The sequence below is a fragment of the Pseudomonas sp. IT-P218 genome, from assembly GCF_949767605.1.
In the GTDB taxonomy this organism is placed as follows: domain Bacteria; phylum Pseudomonadota; class Gammaproteobacteria; order Pseudomonadales; family Pseudomonadaceae; genus Aquipseudomonas; species Aquipseudomonas putida_AE.
In genome coordinates, this window is the sequence record NZ_CATKQQ010000044.1 from 330,518 (window position 1) to 348,710 (window position 18,193).

13 protein-coding genes and 1 pseudogene are annotated in these 18,193 nt (G+C 60.9%); 4 read left to right on the forward strand and 10 right to left on the reverse strand.

Annotation, left to right across the window (positions count from 1 at the left end):
* Nucleotides 1-6: 6 nt before the first annotated feature.
* The 3 genes from hutU to hutC form a co-directional block, all read right to left on the reverse strand.
* Nucleotides 7-1,674, reverse strand: coding sequence for a urocanate hydratase (gene hutU, locus ACM6I6_RS21870; protein WP_414920699.1), 1,668 nt, complete (start codon nt 1,672-1,674; stop codon nt 7-9).
* A 495-nt stretch (nt 1,675-2,169) separates the two neighbouring features.
* Nucleotides 2,170-2,739: a HutD family protein gene (locus ACM6I6_RS21875; protein WP_414920700.1), complete on the reverse strand. Its 570-nt coding sequence runs from the start codon at nt 2,737-2,739 to the stop codon at nt 2,170-2,172.
* Nucleotides 2,736-3,446, reverse strand: coding sequence for a histidine utilization repressor (gene hutC, locus ACM6I6_RS21880; protein WP_170948611.1), 711 nt, complete (start codon nt 3,444-3,446; stop codon nt 2,736-2,738). The genes ACM6I6_RS21875 and hutC overlap by 4 nt, the downstream gene beginning before the upstream one ends.
* 146 nt (nt 3,447-3,592) lie before the next feature.
* Between hutC and ACM6I6_RS21885 the strand changes: the two genes are divergently transcribed.
* A complete protein-coding gene (locus ACM6I6_RS21885) occupies nt 3,593-4,957 on the forward strand; it encodes a formimidoylglutamate deiminase (protein ID WP_274075171.1) in 1,365 nt (454 codons plus the stop codon).
* Between the two features lie 81 nt (nt 4,958-5,038).
* Here the strand turns inward: ACM6I6_RS21885 and ACM6I6_RS21890 are convergent, their stop codons facing one another.
* A complete protein-coding gene (locus ACM6I6_RS21890; protein WP_274075170.1) occupies nt 5,039-5,608 on the reverse strand; it encodes a lipocalin family protein in 570 nt (189 codons plus the stop codon).
* Nucleotides 5,609-5,639: 31 nt separating this feature from the next.
* A complete protein-coding gene (locus ACM6I6_RS21895) occupies nt 5,640-5,894 on the reverse strand; it encodes a lipoprotein (RefSeq protein ID WP_046815262.1) in 255 nt (84 codons plus the stop codon).
* 279 nt (nt 5,895-6,173) lie between these two features.
* Here ACM6I6_RS21895 and ACM6I6_RS21900 point away from each other — a divergent pair, with 279 nt between their 5' ends.
* Nucleotides 6,174-8,066, forward strand: coding sequence for a methyl-accepting chemotaxis protein (locus ACM6I6_RS21900; RefSeq protein WP_414920701.1), 1,893 nt, complete (start codon nt 6,174-6,176; stop codon nt 8,064-8,066).
* A gap of 100 nt (nt 8,067-8,166) precedes the next feature.
* Nucleotides 8,167-8,343 (forward strand): annotated as a pseudogene (locus ACM6I6_RS21905) (type II toxin-antitoxin system RelE/ParE family toxin); the annotation flags it as partial.
* A 7-nt stretch (nt 8,344-8,350) separates the two neighbouring features.
* Here the strand turns inward: ACM6I6_RS21905 and ACM6I6_RS21910 are convergent.
* From ACM6I6_RS21910 to ACM6I6_RS21930, 5 genes are all read right to left on the reverse strand, one after another.
* Nucleotides 8,351-8,953 (reverse strand): DUF924 family protein, encoded by a 603-nt coding sequence (locus tag ACM6I6_RS21910; protein WP_414920702.1) that lies wholly within the window; start codon nt 8,951-8,953, stop codon nt 8,351-8,353.
* A gap of 3 nt (nt 8,954-8,956) precedes the next feature.
* Nucleotides 8,957-9,967, reverse strand: coding sequence for a class 1 fructose-bisphosphatase (locus ACM6I6_RS21915; RefSeq protein WP_015093094.1), 1,011 nt, complete (start codon nt 9,965-9,967; stop codon nt 8,957-8,959).
* Nucleotides 9,968-10,274: 307 nt separating this feature from the next.
* On the reverse strand, nt 10,275-11,636 hold the full coding sequence (locus ACM6I6_RS21920) for a DUF3999 domain-containing protein (protein ID WP_406592341.1): 1,362 nt from the start codon (nt 11,634-11,636) through the stop codon (nt 10,275-10,277).
* Complete coding sequence (locus tag ACM6I6_RS21925; RefSeq protein ID WP_414920703.1) at nt 11,633-14,794, reverse strand: DUF2339 domain-containing protein; 3,162 nt, start codon at nt 14,792-14,794, stop codon at nt 11,633-11,635. The genes ACM6I6_RS21920 and ACM6I6_RS21925 overlap by 4 nt, the downstream gene beginning before the upstream one ends.
* 142 nt (nt 14,795-14,936) lie before the next feature.
* Nucleotides 14,937-17,387, reverse strand: coding sequence for a glycogen/starch/alpha-glucan phosphorylase (locus ACM6I6_RS21930; protein ID WP_274075165.1), 2,451 nt, complete (start codon nt 17,385-17,387; stop codon nt 14,937-14,939).
* A 257-nt stretch (nt 17,388-17,644) separates the two neighbouring features.
* On the opposite strand from ACM6I6_RS21930, the gene ACM6I6_RS21935 reads away from it, so the two are divergent.
* Nucleotides 17,645-18,082 (forward strand): YkgJ family cysteine cluster protein, encoded by a 438-nt coding sequence (locus tag ACM6I6_RS21935; RefSeq protein ID WP_323606506.1) that lies wholly within the window; start codon nt 17,645-17,647, stop codon nt 18,080-18,082.
* Nucleotides 18,083-18,193: the final 111 nt, after the last annotated feature.

Consider the following 18,193-nt stretch of genomic DNA (forward strand, 5'->3'; position numbering starts at 1 on the left):
CCGGTTTTATTGACCGGTAATCATCGGCAGGTTCAGCCCCTGCTCCCTGGCGCAGTCGATCGCGATCTGGTAACCGGCATCCGCATGACGCATCACGCCGGTCGCCGGGTCGTTGTGCAACACGCGAGCGATACGCTCGGCCGCTTCATCGGTACCGTCGCAGACAATCACCATGCCCGAGTGCTGGGAGAAGCCCATGCCGACGCCGCCGCCGTGGTGCAGGGAAACCCAGGTCGCGCCGCTCGCGGTGTTGAGCAGGGCGTTGAGCAGTGGCCAGTCGGACACGGCATCGGAACCGTCCTGCATCGATTCGGTTTCGCGGTTCGGGCTCGCTACGGAACCTGAGTCCAAATGGTCGCGACCGATCACGATCGGCGCGGAGAGCTCACCGCTGCGCACCATTTCGTTGAACGCCAGGCCCAGCTTGGCGCGCAGGCCCAGGCCCACCCAGCAGATACGTGCCGGCAGACCCTGGAAGCTGATGCGCTCGCGGGCCATGTCCAGCCAGTTGTGCAGGTGGGCGTCGTCCGGGATCAGTTCCTTGACCTTGGCGTCGGTCTTGTAGATGTCTTCAGCGTTACCCGACAGTGCCGCCCAGCGGAACGGGCCGATGCCACGGCAGAACAGTGGGCGGATGTAGGCCGGTACGAAGCCCGGGAAGTCGAATGCGTTTTCCACGCCTTCTTCTTGCGCCATCTGGCGGATGTTGTTGCCGTAGTCGAAGGTCGGTACGCCCATTTTCTGGAAGTCCAACATCGCCTTGACGTGTACGGCCATCGATTGCTTGGCGGCCTTGATCACGGCAGCAGGTTCGGTCAGGGCGCGAGCGCGGTACTGCTCCCAGGTCCAGCCGGCTGGCAGGTAGCCGTTGAGCGGGTCGTGGGCGCTGGTCTGGTCGGTGACCATGTCCGGGCGCACACCGCGCTTGACCAGTTCCGGCAGGATTTCAGCGGCGTTACCCAGCAGTGCGATAGAGATCGCCTTGCCTTCTTTGGTGTATTTGGCGATGCGGGCCAGCGCGTCGTCGAGGTCTTTGGCTTGCTCGTCGACATAGCGGCTTTTCAGGCGGAAATCGATGCTGACCTGCTGGCATTCGATGTTCAGCGAGCAGGCACCGGCCAGGGTTGCTGCCAGAGGCTGCGCGCCGCCCATGCCACCCAGGCCTGCGGTCAGTACCCACTTGCCCTTGAGGTCATCGTTGTAGTGCTGGCGACCGGCTTCGACGAAGGTTTCGTAGGTGCCCTGGACGATGCCCTGGCTGCCGATGTAGATCCAGCTGCCGGCGGTCATCTGGCCGTACATGGCCAGGCCCTTGGCGTCGAGTTCGTTGAAGTGCTCCCAGCTCGCCCAGTGCGGTACCAGGTTGGAGTTGGCGATCAGTACGCGCGGGGCGTTGGCGTGGGTCTTGAACACGCCGACCGGCTTGCCGGATTGCACCAGCAGGGTTTCGTCGTCGTTCAGGTTGGTCAGGCTTTCGACGATCTTGTCGTAGCACTCCCAGTTACGTGCCGCACGACCGATACCACCGTAAACCACCAGTTCTTTAGGGTTCTCGGCGACTTCAGGGTCGAGGTTGTTCATCAGCATGCGCAGCGGCGCTTCGGTCAGCCAGCTCTTGGCGGTCAGCTTGTTACCGCGGGCAGCGCGGATTTCAACGTCACGAAATTTAGTCACGAAAAGAACTCCTCAGCAATCAATCCAAAAACCAACCCAGGCAGTGGGCGAGCAAGCCAATGGGCATCAGTGCACACCGGCAAATCAGTGGACGATGGTTGAGTCCTCGTGACTCATACGCATACGTCTTTACTTGTACATACAAGCATATGCAATCAAGCGGCCAACTTGTTGGATGAGCATTCAAGAAAAATTCTGAAAGGGCTGGAGAGCGCCTGGAATAAGGGTTCTGGCGTGGATGAAATTTTTCTGGGGGGATTTTTGTGGCGAGAGGATTTTGTTACTTAGGCGAGGTTTTGCGCCACGCTGGGGCGTTCGGTAACAAAGTGGTGCGCTGTGGGAAACGTAATCCGAGAGGGGAAACGACATCGCGAGCAAGCTCTCCCCCCTGTAGGAGCGAGCTTGCTCGCGATGGTCTTGAACGATAACGCGTAAAACCAGATGCTCCGCGGCGTCCTTGGGTTTTTCGCGAGCAAGCTCGCTCCTGCAAGGGGATCAGCGCGTTGTCAGTTCGATCACGCAGCAGGCGCTATTGCTGGATACTTCCAGCAGCCCGGCGTTACCGTCGAGCTGCAGACAATCATGCCGACCAAGCTGCGAGACGGTGTTACCGGTCTTCACTTCCAGCGCATCACTGACACTGAACACCAGCACAGTCCCAGCCTCGCTGAAAAACCGCTGCTCACCGCTCAACCACTGCAACCGCGCCGCGTAACGTTGCGGAGCATAAATGAGGTTGAAATCGCGAATCGGCCCACCCAGCAATGTGCAGGACACCTTGCTTTCACCACTGAAGGCAAACGGGTCCAGCGGTAACAGTGGCCGAGCATCCTGGCCATCCACCGTCAGGGTCATGCCGTCACCCTGCAAAACGGTGATCACCCGCTCGTAACCGGCAAAGGTGGAAAACCCGCCCGACTCGCCGATATCGGCAATCGACAAGCGCCAGCCGAACCCATCCAGGCCGGTACCGGCATCGCGGGTAATTTCTTCGGTGCTGCCGCCGCCGTTCTTCCACGGCATGCGCGGGTAATCTTTGGCGCGTAAAACTTTCAGATCATTCATTTGTGGAACCGACCTTCCAGACGATGACGGGAACCAGGGTGGATCAAGCGAGCGGCGGTCACCGGCTGACGACCAGACCAGGTGCGGCGACGGATCAGCAGGCACGGCTCGCCTTTTTCAATCTGCAGCAACTTGCATTCGGACGGCTCGGCCAGGATCGCCTCGACCACGTGCTCGCCTTCGGTCAGCGGCGCGACCTGGTTCAGGTAGGCGTAGGGCGTTTGCAGGGTGAAATCCTGCTTGAGGTACTCAGGCGCCACCAGCGCGTTGACGAAACGATCTTCGATTTGCACCGGAATGTCGTTTTCGAAATGCACGATCAGCGAGTGGAAAACCTTCTGGCCTTCGCGCATGTCCAGCGCCAGGGCGCGTTCGGAGCCCGCAGCTTCTTCTTCAAGGGTGATCACCTTGCAGGTGTGGCGATGGCCACGGGAGGCGATTTCGTCGGCGATGTTGTGCACTTCGAACAGGGCGGACTGGCTCTTCGGCTCGGCGACGAAGGTGCCGACACCCTGCATGCGCACCAACAGACCGTCGGCGGTCATTTCACGCAAGGCGCGGTTGATGGTCATGCGGCTGAAACCCAGCTGGCTGACCAGCTCGCTTTCCGACGGAACGCGGTAGTGCGGCGGCCAGTTACCGCTGTCGATTTGCTGGGTGATCATCTGTTTGACGCGAGCGTACAGGGGCGCCGGACTGTCGCCCATGTTCGCGGCCAACGGAGAGACTGGAGGCGGAGTCGGCACGGTTAATCCTTGGTCGTTTGGTTGATGTCGCTAGCTTGCCGGAGTTTACCGGGCAGGCAAACGTCTGTATATGTATATACAAATAACACACGATGGGGTGCTGAACCATGTCCGCCTTCTTTGCCGAACGCGCGCTGCTGCCTAACGGATGGGCCAACAATGTACGTCTTGAGGTCAGCGCCGACGGCGTCTTGACCCATATCCAGGCCGATTCTCATGCAGATGACGCCGAACGGTTGAGCGGTCCGCTGCTGCCGGGCATGCCGAATCTGCACTCCCATGCGTTCCAGCGGGCCATGGCCGGGCTGGCGGAAGTGGCAGGCAATCCGAACGACAGCTTCTGGACCTGGCGCGACTTGATGTATCGCCTCGTCGGAAAAATCAGCCCGGAGCAATTGGGCGTCATTGCCCGCCAGCTGTACATCGAAATGCTCAAGGCCGGTTACACCTCGGTGGCGGAATTTCACTATGTGCATCACGACATCGATGGCCAGCCTTACGCAGATCCAGCCGAACTGGCCCTGCGGATCAGCCAGGCGGCCAGTTCTGCGGGTATCGGTTTGACCCTGCTTCCCGTGCTCTACAGCCACGCCGGTTTCGGCGGTCAAACGCCAAATGACGGCCAGCGCCGTTTTATCAACAGCACTGAAAACTACCTCAAACTGCAATCGCGCCTGCAACCGTTGCTGGCGCAGCAACCGGCTCAGTCCCTGGGTTTGTGTTTCCACTCATTGCGCGCGGTCACGCCGCAACAGATCAGCGAAGTGCTGGCGGCCAGCGACAAGCAATGCCCGGTGCACATCCACATTGCCGAGCAGCAGAAAGAAGTCGACGACTGCCTGAGTTGGAGCGGTCGTCGTCCGCTGCAATGGCTGTACGAAAACGTCGAAGTCGACCAGCGCTGGTGCCTGGTGCACGCCACCCACGCCAACCCGGAAGAGGTCACGTCGATGGCCAAGAGTCGCGCCATCGCCGGCCTGTGCCTGACCACCGAAGCCAACCTCGGCGACGGAATTTTCCCGGCAGTGGATTTTCTCGCCCAGGGCGGGCGCATGGGCATCGGTTCCGACAGCCATGTGTCATTGAGCGTGGTGGAAGAGTTGCGCTGGCTGGAATACGGTCAGCGCCTGCGTGATCAACGGCGCAACCGCCTGTATGGCGCGGACCAGCCGATGGTCGGCCGCACGCTGTTTGATGCGGCGCTGGACGGCGGCGCCCAGGCACTCGGGCAACCGATCGGCGCACTGGAAGTCGGCAAGCGTGCCGATTGGCTGGTGCTGGACGGCAACGATCCGTACCTGGCGACCGCCAGTGGCGACGGGATTCTCAATCGTTGGTTGTTTGCCGGTGGCGATCGCCAGGTGCGCGATGTGCTGGTCAATGGCCAGTGGGTCGTGCGTGACGGGCGGCATGCCGGGGAAGAGGAAAGCAATCGCGCCTTCACCCAGGTCCTGCGCGATTTGCTCGGCTAAAAGCAAAAGATCGCAGCCTGCGGCAGCTCCTACATGGGCTTGATGTTTACCCTGTAGGAGCTGCCGCAGGCTGCGATCTTTTTAGTTCGAGGTCTTCGCCATCTGCGTATCCGACGCCCGCCAGATCAGCCGCGTGGTGTCATAACCCTGCTGACGCGCCTTGCTCAGCAATTCTTCACGCACTACGCCGTTGACGGTCGGGGTGCGCGACAACAGCCACAGGTAACGACGGCTCGGGTCGCCGACGATGGCGGTCTTGTAGTCATCGCTGACGTACAACACCCAGTATTGACCCTTCGCCACGCCCGGAATCAGCCTGGAAAACCAGGTATCGAACTCGACCCACAACTTGTCGCTCTTGCCTGGTACCTGCGGGTACGCCGTGCCCTTGACCTCTTCCCATTGCCACTGCGCCGTCAGGCAGCGATTCAACACCGCGACGTTACCGTCAGGCTTGAGCGTGTAATGGGCTTCGGATTGCGCGCAATCGCGCTGGAAGTACATCGGCATTCGCGCCAGCTCGTACCAGGTACCCTGGTAGCGCTTGAGATTGACACTGTTGACGGTCTTGGGCGCCAACGGATCCTGGCCAGAACTGGCACAGCCGGCCAACACCAGGCCGGCAAAAAGCATGATCAATAACCGCTTCATTGTTTTTCTCCCGTGGGCGCGTGGCCCCGGTTTACTTCAGGCCTTGGCCGGAAAACATCAACACTTTGTCACCGGCGAACTGCACGCTGATAAAGCTATTCTTGTCGCCCCATGTGCAACTGGACATGCCGAGCGCGCCTGAGCAATCGGCGGGTTTGCCCAACAGGGACTCAACCTCGGCCTTGGCCATTCCTGACGACAGCTTCGAGTAGTTTTCCTGGTTGACCTTGCTGCACGCAGCCAGCAACACGCAAAACGACAGCAGGGCGATGGATCGCAGCGACATGTAAAACTCCACGGACGAAGGGATTGGCATGACTGCCAAGCTGAACCTTAGAAGAGAAAACCCCTGTCTGGTTCCCTGCCCGACGGGCTATTTGTCAGGCCACTCGTCTACCTATGCACGAATTATCAGCCGCTTCGTATGGCTGTCGGGTATTTCGTCGTTTTTTGCTCAAAGTGCCTAATCTTTGGCGCCGCTCAGTCGACATACAAGCAACGCAAAGCCACGTCCGTGGCCTTTGCCCCCCTTTTGTCGACCCGATCTCCTGCGGTAGCCCATCCCATGACCAGAAACATGAAATTCAGCCACAAGATCCTGTTGGCTGCCGCCCTCGTGGTGGCCGTCGCATTCGCTTGTTTCATCCTGTTCAACGACTATCGCCAGCGCCAGACCTTGCGTAGCAGCACCGAAGCTTCGATGCAGGAACTGGGCAGCCTGACCACCAGCAACATCCAGACCTGGCTGGAAAGCCGCATGCAGTTGCTGCAATCAATGGCCCAGCAGGTCAGCGCCGACGGCAATGCCCCCGCCAGCCTGAAACGGGTCATCGACCTGCCCGCCTACACCGGCAACTTCCAGCTGAGCTACTTCGGTGGCGCCGACGGCGTGATGTTCTCCGTCCCTGCGGGCAATCGCGCGTCAGACTACGACCCGCGCACCCGCGGCTGGTACAAAGCGGCCAACACCGCGCAACAGACCATCGTCACTGAACCCTACATCGCCGCCTCCTCCGGCAAACTGGTGATCACGGTGGCAACGCCGGTCCAGCGCCAGGGCCAGATGATCGGCGTTGCTGGCGCCGACATCGACCTGTCCAGCGTCAGTGCAATCATCAACTCGCTGAACTTCGGCGGCCACGGCCATGCCTTCATCGTGGGCGCCGACGGCAAGATCCTGATTCACCCGGACAGCAAATGGGTGCTCAAGAACCTGAGCGATGCTTACCCCAACGGTGCGCCAAAAGTCAGCCCGGGCATGAAAGAGGTCGAGATCGACGGCAAAAGCCAGTTCATCTCCTTCACCCACGTCAACGGTGTGCCGTCGGCAGACTGGTACGTGGCACTGGTGCTGGATCAAAACACCGCGTTCTCGATGCTGAGCGAATTCCGCACCTCGGCGATCATCGCCATGGTGATTGCGGTGCTGTTCATCATCACCTTGCTGGGCATGCTGATCAGCTTCCTGATGCAGCCGCTGCTGACCATGGGCCGTGCCATGCACGACATCGCCGAAGGCGAAGGCGACCTGACCAAACGCCTGGCCATCCATGGCCATGACGAATTCGGCGCACTGGGGCTGTCGTTCAACCGTTTCGTCGAACGCATCCACACCTCGATCAGCGAAGTGTCTTCGGCCACGGGCCAGGTCAACGAAGTGGCCCTGCGCGTTGTCGCCGCCTCCAACTCGTCGATGTTCAACTCCGACCAGCAAGCCTCGCGCACCAGTAGTGTGGCTGCGGCGATCAACGAGCTCGGTGCCGCCGCCCAGGAAATCGCCCAGAACGCCGCCCTCGCCTCGCAGCATTCGAGCGATGCGCGCGCGTTGGCCGAAGAGGGTCAGCAGGTTGTGGATAAAACCATTTCGGCCATGCACCAGCTGTCGGCCAAGATCAGCGACTCGTGCGGCAACATCGAGACGCTCAACAGCAACACCGTCAACATCGGGCAGATTCTGGAAGTAATCACCAGCATCTCCCAGCAGACCAACCTGCTGGCGCTCAATGCGGCGATCGAAGCCGCTCGTGCCGGTGAGGCCGGACGTGGATTTGCGGTGGTTGCCGACGAAGTGCGCAACCTCGCCCACCGCACCCAGGACTCGGCACAGCAAGTGCAGAAGATGATCGAGGAACTGCAAGTCGGCGCCCGGGAAGCGGTCATCATCATGACCGACAGCCAGCGCCAGAGCGAAAACAGCGTCGGCATCGCCAACCAGGCTGGCGAGCGCCTGGGCAGCGTGACCCAGCGCATCGGCGAGATCGATGGCATGAACCAATCCGTGGCGACGGCGACGGAAGAGCAGACGGCCGTGGTGGAGTCGATCAACGTCGACATTACCGAGATCAATACGCTGAACCAGGAAGGCGTGGAGAACCTGCAGTCGACCTTGCGCGCGTGTGCCGATCTTGAGCAGCAGGCGGCGCGGCTTAAACAGTTGGTGGGTAGTTTCAGGATCTAAGTCACTATCACCGGCCCCTTCGCTGGCAAGCCAGCTCCTACAGTGATCGGCGGTGCAACAAAGATCCCTGTAGGAGCTGGCTTGCCAGCGAAGGCAACAGTCGATACCGGAAGAAATCGAGAAGCTGAATCTCAGCCAGTATCGACAGATCCTCTCAGGAATGAAAAGAGTCATTTATGAGGTTCGCGAACAGACAGTCTTCTTCCATATCATTGCCGATAGGCGAAAAAGTCTGTCAGCATTACTGATGAAGCGGCTGCTTCAAGACAATCCGTAGGCAGCGTTTAGAAGCGCGACCCGGGTTTCGAAAGAAACACCAATTCCTCAGCCGAACTCTCGCGCCCCAACACCGCATTGCGATGGGGAAACCGTCCAAACTGCGCAATCACCTTCTGATGCCGCTCGGCAAAATCCAGGTAATCGGCAAACAAGGCCCGATCAGTCTCAGGCTGCTGCGCCACCAGTTCGATGTAGCGCGAGACGCCTTCGTTCTGCACCGCGAGGTTCTCGCTGTGCTCGAACACCAAGTAGATGAACACTCGCTGAATGGGTGTTAACTGCCGATCAAAATCCGCGGCAATGCCTTGGGCGACCAGTTTCTGGGCCTGCAGGTCACCGGAAAAGGCTTTGGGGGAGTCGCGAAAGATCATGCGCGGGAGTTGATCGAGCAACAGCACCAGTGCCAGCCAACCTTCGGGACGTTGCATCCACTCGGTCAATCCGCCGGTCAGTGCCTGCTCGACCTGGGCCCCGAAACGCTCACGCGCCTCGAGGTCCTGGCTGTCACGCTTGCCGAACCACAACTTGCCCTTGTCAGCCGCGATTGCCCTGGCTGTTTCGGCTGTACCGAACCACCAATCGAGCAACGGCTGCCAGGGCGCGTCCATGGTTTATTCCTTGTGGTAGGCCGTCACGCGTGCGACTTCTTCTTTCGAGCCGAGGAACACCGCTACGCGCTGGTGCAGGCCTTCAGGCTGGATGTCGAGAATGCGCTGGTGGCCGTCGGTGGACGCGCCGCCCGCTTGTTCCACCAGGAACGACATCGGGTTAGCCTCGTACATCAGGCGCAGTTTGCCCGGCTTGGAGGGCTCGCGGCTGTCGCGTGGGTACATGAACAGACCGCCACGGGTCAGGATACGGTGCACGTCGGCCACCATCGCGGCGACCCAGCGCATGTTGTAGTTCTTTTTCAGCGGGCCTTCATCGCCTGCCAGCAATTCGCCGACATAGCGCTGAACCGGGGCTTCCCAGTGACGCTGGTTGGAGGCGTTGATGGCGAATTCCTGGGTGGCTTCAGGAATGGTGATGTTCTCGTGGGTCAGGACGAAACTGCCCATTTCACGGTCCAGGGTGAAACCTTTCACGCCGTCGCCCAGGGTCAGGATCAACATGGTCTGTGGACCGTAGATCGCGTAACCGGCGGCCACTTGCTGGGTGCCTGGCTGCAGGAAAGCCTTTTCATTCAAGGGCTCGTTCTGGCTCAGGTATTCGTTCGGGCAACGCAGTACCGAGAAGATGGTGCCGACCGGGGCGTTGATGTCGATGTTCGACGAACCGTCCAGCGGGTCGAATACCAGCAGGTAGGCGCCTTTCGGGTATTTGCCCGGGATCTGGTAGGCATTGTCCATTTCTTCGGACGCCATGCCGGCCAGGTGACCGCCCCATTCGTTGGCTTCGAGCAGGATCTCGTTGGAGATCACGTCGAGCTTCTTCTGCACTTCGCCCTGGACGTTTTCGGTGCCCATGCTGCCCAGAACGCCACCCAGGGCGCCTTTGGACACGGCGTGGTTGATCTCCTTGCAGGCACGCGCCACCACTTCGATCAGGAAGCGCAGATCGGCAGGAGTGTTGTTGCTGCGGGTCTGCTCAATCAAATAGCGACTCAAGGTAACGCGGGACATGGAAGGCTCCGGTGGAATGGGGGACTAAAAACCCGCGCAGTTTAACGCGAGTCGGGGCGCATTTCCTCCTATCAGACGTGATCGGCCGAAGAGAGTTCATGCGCGGGGTTCAGCGTAGTAGGAAATGGGATGAATGTGAGCCTTTGATGGGTCACAGGTTTCGCTATTTTTTGGCTGCTGGCAGACCGCATTCGCGAGCAAGCCCGCTCCCACATTTGATCTGTAGCGTACTCATTATCTATGTCATGAAGCAGATCCCGTGTGGGAGCGGGCTTGCTCGCGAACTGGCGCGCAGCGCCAGCCATTCTCAGGGATTGGCGGGCGGCTTGCGCAGCAGACTGAAGGCCATCGTCGCCAGAAACAAAACACTGAGCAGCAGCACCGCCCACAGGCCGAATTTCTTCCAGTCGGAGCCCGTCGATACCGGCCCTGTAGACACCGGGGTAACCGACACCCCGCCATCCACCGACGCCCGGCCCAACGTCGCCAGCTTTGCCGGGCTGTAATCGGGGATCAACGTCGACAACGGCAGACTCGCCGCCTTCACCGTCGCATTGCCCAGCACCAGCGTATAGGGCCCAGGTCCGCGCGCCAGAAACACCAATTGCGTCGCGCGCACGGCGAACTTCACCGTTGGCGCCTGCGCGCCGAGGCCACCGCCGCGCTCGTCCACCGTCAGTTTCAACAGCTGCACGGCCTGCCCCGGCAACTGCAATTCGTTTTGCACCACGTCCTCGCCACTCTGGTTCAGGCGATAAAGCAGGCCACTGCTCAACGGTTGCCACGGCAAGGTGCTGTCGCGACGCCCGGAAAGGATGACCGGCGCCAGGCTGTTGGGTTGGCTCAGTTCGATCTGCAAACGCTCGACGTTCAGCACCCTCGGCAGTTGCCAGGTGTATTCGCCCGCTTTCACGCTGCTGCCGGCCAACGCGTATGACCAGACCAACGGCAGCGGCAAGTTGCGCACACTTTGCAGTTGCGCCGATGTCAGTATCGGCGCCGATTGCGGCATATCCCACAGCAAACGCAGATAGCGTGCCGACTGCCCCGGGAGGCTGACCTCATGCTGCTCGACCCGCTCATCGGCAAACGTCAATCGCGCCAGTTGCCCCTCGCCCCACGACTGCCAATGCTGCAAATCGTCGCTGGCTTCGATGCTGAACCGCTGGAAGCCATCACGCTCACTGGTCCAGTCGAGAATCAGCTGCTGCAACGGGGCCTTGATGGCGCTGGCGTCCAGAAGCCAGCCACGCAAAGCTTCTTCGCCCACCTCCAGCTCAGTGGAGGGCTGCACCTGGACCAAAGTGCCATTGGCGCTCGATTGCACCTTAACGCTCGGGGCATGCCCGGTGGCGTCCGCCGAGTCGTACAGCGGGAACCATTTGACGTCGGTCAGCATGGGATCGTCGTCAGCTTGCGCGGTTGCCCGTGACAGGGCATAGGCTTGCGGTTCGCCAGCGGCGTTGAACACGCGCACATCACTGAGGTCGGTCTGCCGAGCACTCAGTTGCACGGCCAGGGGCAGCTCAAGGCGATACCATGGACCTTCACCACTCACGGACAACGACACTTGCGTGGCGAAGTCCGCCGGTGTTTCCTGAGCAGTAGCCGTCAGTACCACGCCCATTGCAACGACGCCCAACCAGACCAGGCTCAACTTCTGACTCAAGACGACACTCCTTCGGTTTGCGGTGCCGGTTTCTCGGTGTCCGCCACGGTTTCGACGCGCCTGGGCGGCAACGGGGCGAAATAGCCCACCACCAGCAGCAACACGCCAACTCCGATAAACGACACGATCCGCGCCAGCCCGCCACGGTTGCTCAATTCCACAAAGAACAGTTTCGCCACCACCACGCCGATCAGTGCCGCACCGATCAACCAGACCTCACGGCGATGACGCAAATGGCCGCCGATCATCAAACCCAGCGCCATCAGGGTCCAGACGATGGACAGGCCGGCCTGGACCAACATGGACTTGAGCAACGCGTCGAGCTCGAACGGCACACCGCCCCAATGGTGCGCCGCGCGCATCACCAGTGCGGTGAAAAATGCGAACAGGGACATGCCAGTGACCGCTTGCGTGGCGTATTCGGCGTAGGCCTTGGGAATCGCCAGTTGCGTCAAGGCGCTACGCGACCACACGTAAACGCCGAACAGTGCGAACAACAAACCCAACTCCAGAGGGTTGATCAGCGGCACGTAAGGCAGCGGCTCGGCGGTGCCGTCACTGACGCTGTTAGCCAGCCAGAACCAGCCGAGCATCAACAGTGCCAACGGCGCGGCGGCATATACACGGTACTCGTGCGGATAAGCCGATACCGGCCAAGGCCAGGCACGCGGGGACGCCATCAACAACAGATACAAGCCCGGCAGAATCGCCCAACCCAACCAGCGCCAGGCGTTGTACTGCTCGGACAACTGCAGCAGGCCGTAACGCAGCTCCAGGGCCAGCACACCGATCAGCAACCAGCAACCGACTACATGCGCGGCACCCAGCGCGAGCGCCGGCAGCATCGGCGCCAGGCGCCGCAGGGAAATGAAATGCACCACAAACACCGTCGGCCACAGCAGCCAACCGAAATGGGCCGCCGGGTGATACCGCGAGTGCCAGGCCGCCAGCAACACCAGCGCGGCAGCGGGCATCAGCAAGGTGCAGAGCAGCCCGAGCGACGGCCATTTCAAGCGCAATGCCAACACCGCCCACAACGCAACACTCGTGGCCGCGACAGCCAGCAGTAATGTCGCTTGCAGCGTCAAGGGTGCAAAGCGCAGTACTTCGCTGAGCCACGCCAGCGCCCACCAACCCGCGCCCCACGCTAGCCCGACCCGGGACAAACGCTGCACGTTCAATCCGTCTGGCGCCTTGGTGGAGTTACCGAGCTGTAATCGCCAGGCTCCGACCAACGCAGACAGCCCCAACACCAGCGGCGCCCAGAATCCGCCATGGGCCAACGGCCGCAGCTCATCACTGAGGGGTGGCCCGGTAAACAGGAATAACCCACCTGCCAGCAGCTGTACGGCAACCGCGGTGAACAGGAACGTGCGTGATGGCAGGCGCAGGCCGACCCACAACGTCACCAATCCGGCCAATGCCCAACTGATCGTCGTGCCATGGCTGAAGAAGAACAGCGGCGCCAGCAGATACAGGAACGTCAGGCCGAGACAGGCGAGCACCGGCAAGCCCTTGCGCTCCCACGCCTGCGTTTGCTCGGGCGACGCTTTGCGCAACTGGTAGAAACTGAACAGCAGCGCGCCGCCGAGCAACAACGCGCCCAAAGGCACGCCGCTGATCAGACTGGTTTCTGCGCGACCCAACTCGCTTAGAAATGCCAGCGCCGCACCCAGTTGCAGCAGCAAGGCAAAGGCCCGGGCCACTGGCCGTTGCTGACGCAGGCCGAGCCAGCAGATACCCGCGCCTTCCACCGCCCACGCGGCTGTGGTCCAGCGCGCATCGAGCCCCAACGGAATCGCCAGGCTGGTGAAAATCACGCCCAGGGCCAGACAGGTTTCCCCCAGCAGCAACGCTCGACCAGGCATCAGCAGTCGTGCCAGGCCCATATAGATCAGGCCCAAGGCCAAGGCGCTGAACGCGGCGGCGAATTCCAGATGCTGAACCAGGGCGAACTGCAGCCCAAAGCCCATCAACGGCGGACCGAACAGCAGCGTGCCGTCAACGTAGTCACCCTTGCGCGCAGACCAGAGCAACAGCGCTTCACGGCCGTCATCCTCGGGCGCGTCGCTCATTTGCAGCAGTTTTCGCCGAGTGAACAACAAGCCGATGGCCAGGTACATCACGAAGAACAGAATCAGGAACGGCTCGGTGCTCCAGAGCAACTCTGGCGTATAAGAGCGCAAGCCCCAGGCGACCCCGATACTGAAGGTGCCGGTGAAGCCGATGACATTCAGCAAGCGCCAGGCCTTGAACCAGGCGATGACAAGGATGCCGGCGTTGAGCAAGGCGAAATAGCTGAACAGCGCGACGTGGCTACCGGCACCCGTGGACACCAGCAGGGGCGCGGCGAATCCACCCAGCGCCGCGGCGGCAGCCAGGCCCAGGGCATCCTGGGTAATGGCGAGAATCGCCGAAAACACCGTCACCGCCACCAACAGGCCGAACGCTGCCGAGGGGTCGAGCAACGGATGCAGGCGCATGGCGGCAAATACTGTCAGGTACAGCACGGCGATGCCGGCGCCTTGCAAAATCAAGGCGTAAGCGCTGTTACGCGTTCGCAGCCACCAGCCGAGGCCGAGCAAGCCCAATGCAGCAGCCGCGACACCGGCGTAGCGCAACTCAATCGGTACCACGATTCCCTCGGTGGCGTAGCGCAGCAGGAAGGCCAGGCCGAGGAACAACAGCAGCACACCGACCCGCAGCACGGTATTGCCGCCCAACAGCCACGCACGTGTAGCGTTGACGGCGCGCTCGATGAGGTTGGTTTCAGAGGGCTTGGCGGGCGCTGATTTCCAGGCGTCGAAGGGCTGCGCTGTCGCGACCGGTTCAAGGTCAGGCGGCAGCTCCCAGATCAGCTCCGGGGTTTCGGCGGGGGCTTGAGCGACAACAATGTCGGGAGCTGGAACGGCTGCGCTGGATTCAGGCGCCTTGACCCCAGTGGATTCCAGCATGGCCAAGCGTTGCTCGACCGCCTGCAGTGCAAGTTGCGCCTGCTCAAATAGACGGCGTTGCTCGTTGGCCTGCGATCCCAGCCTGCCGATGTGAACGGCCTGGCCGATACCCAGTCCGAGCAGCGCGCCCAGCAACGCATCGCTGAACGACTCGTCGAGTATCCAGCCGAGCACCAGGCCCACAAGCATGAACATCCATTGCATGGTCGATATCCCTAAGCGCAATCCAGGAAGATTAGCGCAGCCAGCTCCAAAAAAGATCGCAGCCCCCGGCAACCCCTAGCTGTAGGAGCTGCCGAAGGCTGCGATCTTTTGCAGCCGTCAGTATATCGAACCGCTGGCAGCGTTACTCCAAGGCCTTCCAGATTTCCGTGGCGTACTCGCGAATCGTCCGGTCGGACGAAAACCAGCCCATGCGCGAGGTGTTCAACACCGCCGAGCGCCACCATTCCTGGGAATCGTGCCAAAGGGCTTCGACGCGCATTTGCGCATTCCAGTAGGAATCGAAATCGGCACAGACCAGGAAGCGGTCATACTCAACCAGCGAATCGATCAACCCGGTGTAACGGGACAGATCGTCCGGCGAGAACACCCCGCCGCGAATGGCTTGCAGCACATCGTTGAGTCGATGGGACCCGGCAATGTCCGGCACCGCGCTGAATTCGTGGTTCTGCTTGCGCGCTTCAACCTGCTGGGCGCTAAGACCAAAGATGAACATGTTCTCGACGCCGATACGCTCGGACATCTCCACGTTGGCACCGTCCAGCGTGCCGATGGTCAATGCACCGTTGAGGCCGAATTTCATGTTGCTGGTGCCCGAGGCCTCAAAGCCGGCGGTAGATATCTGCTCGGACAGGTCAGCGGCCGGAATGATGCTCTCCGCCAGGCTGACGTTGTAGTTGGGCAGGAACACGACCTTGAGCAACCCGCGTACGGTCGGGTCGTTGTTCACCACCCGGGCGATGTCGTTGGTCAGCTTGATGATCAGCTTGGCCTGGTGATAACTGGCCGCCGCTTTACCGGCGAAGATCTTCACCCGCGGTACCCAGTCGATTTCCGGTTCCGCACGGATCGCCTGGTACAACGCCACGGTGTGCATCAGGTTGAGCAGCTGGCGCTTGTATTCGTGGATCCGCTTGACCTGCACGTCGAACATCGCCGCCGGGTTGACCGCCACCCCCAAGCGTTCATGAATCAGGTAGGCCAGGGCCTTTTTGCTGTGCAAGCGCTGTTCGGCAAACGCCTTGCGGAACGCCGGCTTGTCGGCGAACGGCTGCAGCTCGAGCAAGCGCTCCTCGGGATTGTCCAGCAGGTCCGGGCCGAGGGCATCGACCAGCATCGAGGTCAGTTCCGGGTTGGCCTGGTACAGCCAGCGGCGGAACGTGATGCCGTTGGTCTTGTTGTTGATCCGCTGCGGATAGAGCTTGTGCAGCTCGGAGAACACCGTCTTGCGCATCAGTTGCGTGTGCAAGGCCGATACGCCGTTGACACTGTGGGAGCCGAGGAACGCCAGGTTGCCCATGCGCACGCGGCGGCCGTTGTCTTCCTCGATCAGACTCACCGCGCGCAGCACGTCGAAATCGTGGATGCCCTTGGCCCGCAACGAGTCGATATGCTGGGCGTTGATCAGATAAATGATCTGCATGTGCCGTGGCAGCATGCGCTCCATCAAACCCACCGGCCAGGTTTCCAGCGCTTCGGGCAGCAAGGTGTGGTTGGTGTAGGACAGCGTGTCGACCGTGACCTGCCACGCCGCATCCCATGCCACGTCGTAGACATCGACCAATTGGCGCATCAACTCGGCCACGGCGATCGAGGGGTGGGTGTCGTTGAGCTGGATCGCCGCGTGATCGCCCAGGGTCAGCACCGAGGTGTGCATGTTGCGATGGCGACGCAGCAAATCCTGCAGGGACGCGGCGACGAAGAAGTATTCCTGGCGCAACCGCAGTTCCTGCCCCGCCTCGGTGCTGTCCGCCGGGTAGAGTACCCGCGAGATACTTTCGGCCCGGGCCACTTCGGCCACCGCACCCAGGTGGTCACCGGCATTGAAGCGTTCCAGGTGCAAATCCTCCATGGCCCGTGCGCGCCACAGCCGCAACGTGTTCACGCTCGCCCCGCGCCAACCGACCACCGGCGTGTCATAGGCAATGGCTCGCACGGTTTCCGCCGGGTGCCAGACCTGCTTGGACTTGCCGGCTTCATCGGTCACGGTCTCGACACCGCCGCCAAAGCCGATCGTGTAAACCACTTCCGGCCGCTCGAACTCCCAGGGGTTGCCGAAATCCAGCCAGTGTTCGGTCTGCTCCTGTTGCCAGCCGTCGACGACGGCCTGACGGAACAAGCCGTGTTCGTAACGAATGCCGTAACCGTGACCGGCGATGCCCAGGGTCGACATGCTTTCCATGAAGCACGCTGCCAGTCGCCCGAGGCCACCGTTACCCAAAGCCGCATCGGGCTCCAGCAAGCGAATGCGTTCAAGGTCGACGCCGAGTTCGGTCAGGGCTTCGCGCGCGACGTCGAGCAGGCCGAGATTGCTCAGGCTGTCGTAGAGCAGCCGGCCGATGAGGAATTCCAGGGAGAGGTAATAAACCCGCTTCTGTCCTTTGCGGTAGATCTGCCGAGTGTGGTCCATCCAGTGCTCGACCATGTGATCACGCGCTGCCAGGGCAATGGCTTCGAACCAGTCATGGTCGAAGGCGTGATCCGGGTCTTTGCCCACCGCGTAGGTGAGTTTGGTCAAGACGGCGTCGCGGAATGCGGCCACCTCTGCTTCGCGAACAAGTGGTTCTTGAGTCATCGATAGGACCTCGAGCGAGCTTGGAATTGTCTGAGACTAGACGGTCTGACAGACGGTATAGACTCTGGTTCGGCAGTTTTTCCTGTTAATGCGCGTCAAGCCGGCAATACATTGTCATGTGCCTGAATCAATGCAGGGGCCGTGCCGGATTAACGGTGCAACTGGATGCTCGCGAAAAAAAACTGGCGAAAGGTTGTTCAAAAATCCACCAGTCCCGGTATGATCGCGCGCCCTGATGCACACGCTGGTAACAACCGATGATGAAGCCCAACCTGATCGCCGCCGCGGAGATCGACCGACTCGATACCTGGGCCAAGTACTCTGCCCCGATGTGCGGCTCGTGCATGTCCAGCTGCTGCACCCTGCCCGTCGAGGTCAAGATCAAGGATCTGATCCGCATCGGCGTGGTCGATGAGTTCGAGCTGGGTGATCCACCGAAGAACATCGCCAAACGCCTGCAAAAGGAAGGTCTGGTCGAGCGCTTCAATCAGAAGTCAGGAATCTTCACCCTCCAGCGCATGAGCAACAACGATTGCCTGTACCTGGATCGTAAGAGTCGTCTGTGCACTATTTATGATAAGCGCCCGGATACTTGCCGTAACCACCCGAAAATCGGCCCGCGGCCGGGGTATTGCGCTTACAAGCCGAAAGAAGTGGTGCGTGAAACCAGTTCACGGTCGATTGAGCGGTTCTGATCATCTCTGATTTTGGCGGTGGCTGATCGGCCGCCTTCGCTGGCAAGCCAGCTCCTACAAAGCGCACGACACGAAACCCTGTAGGAGCTGGCTTGCCAGCGAAGGGGCCAG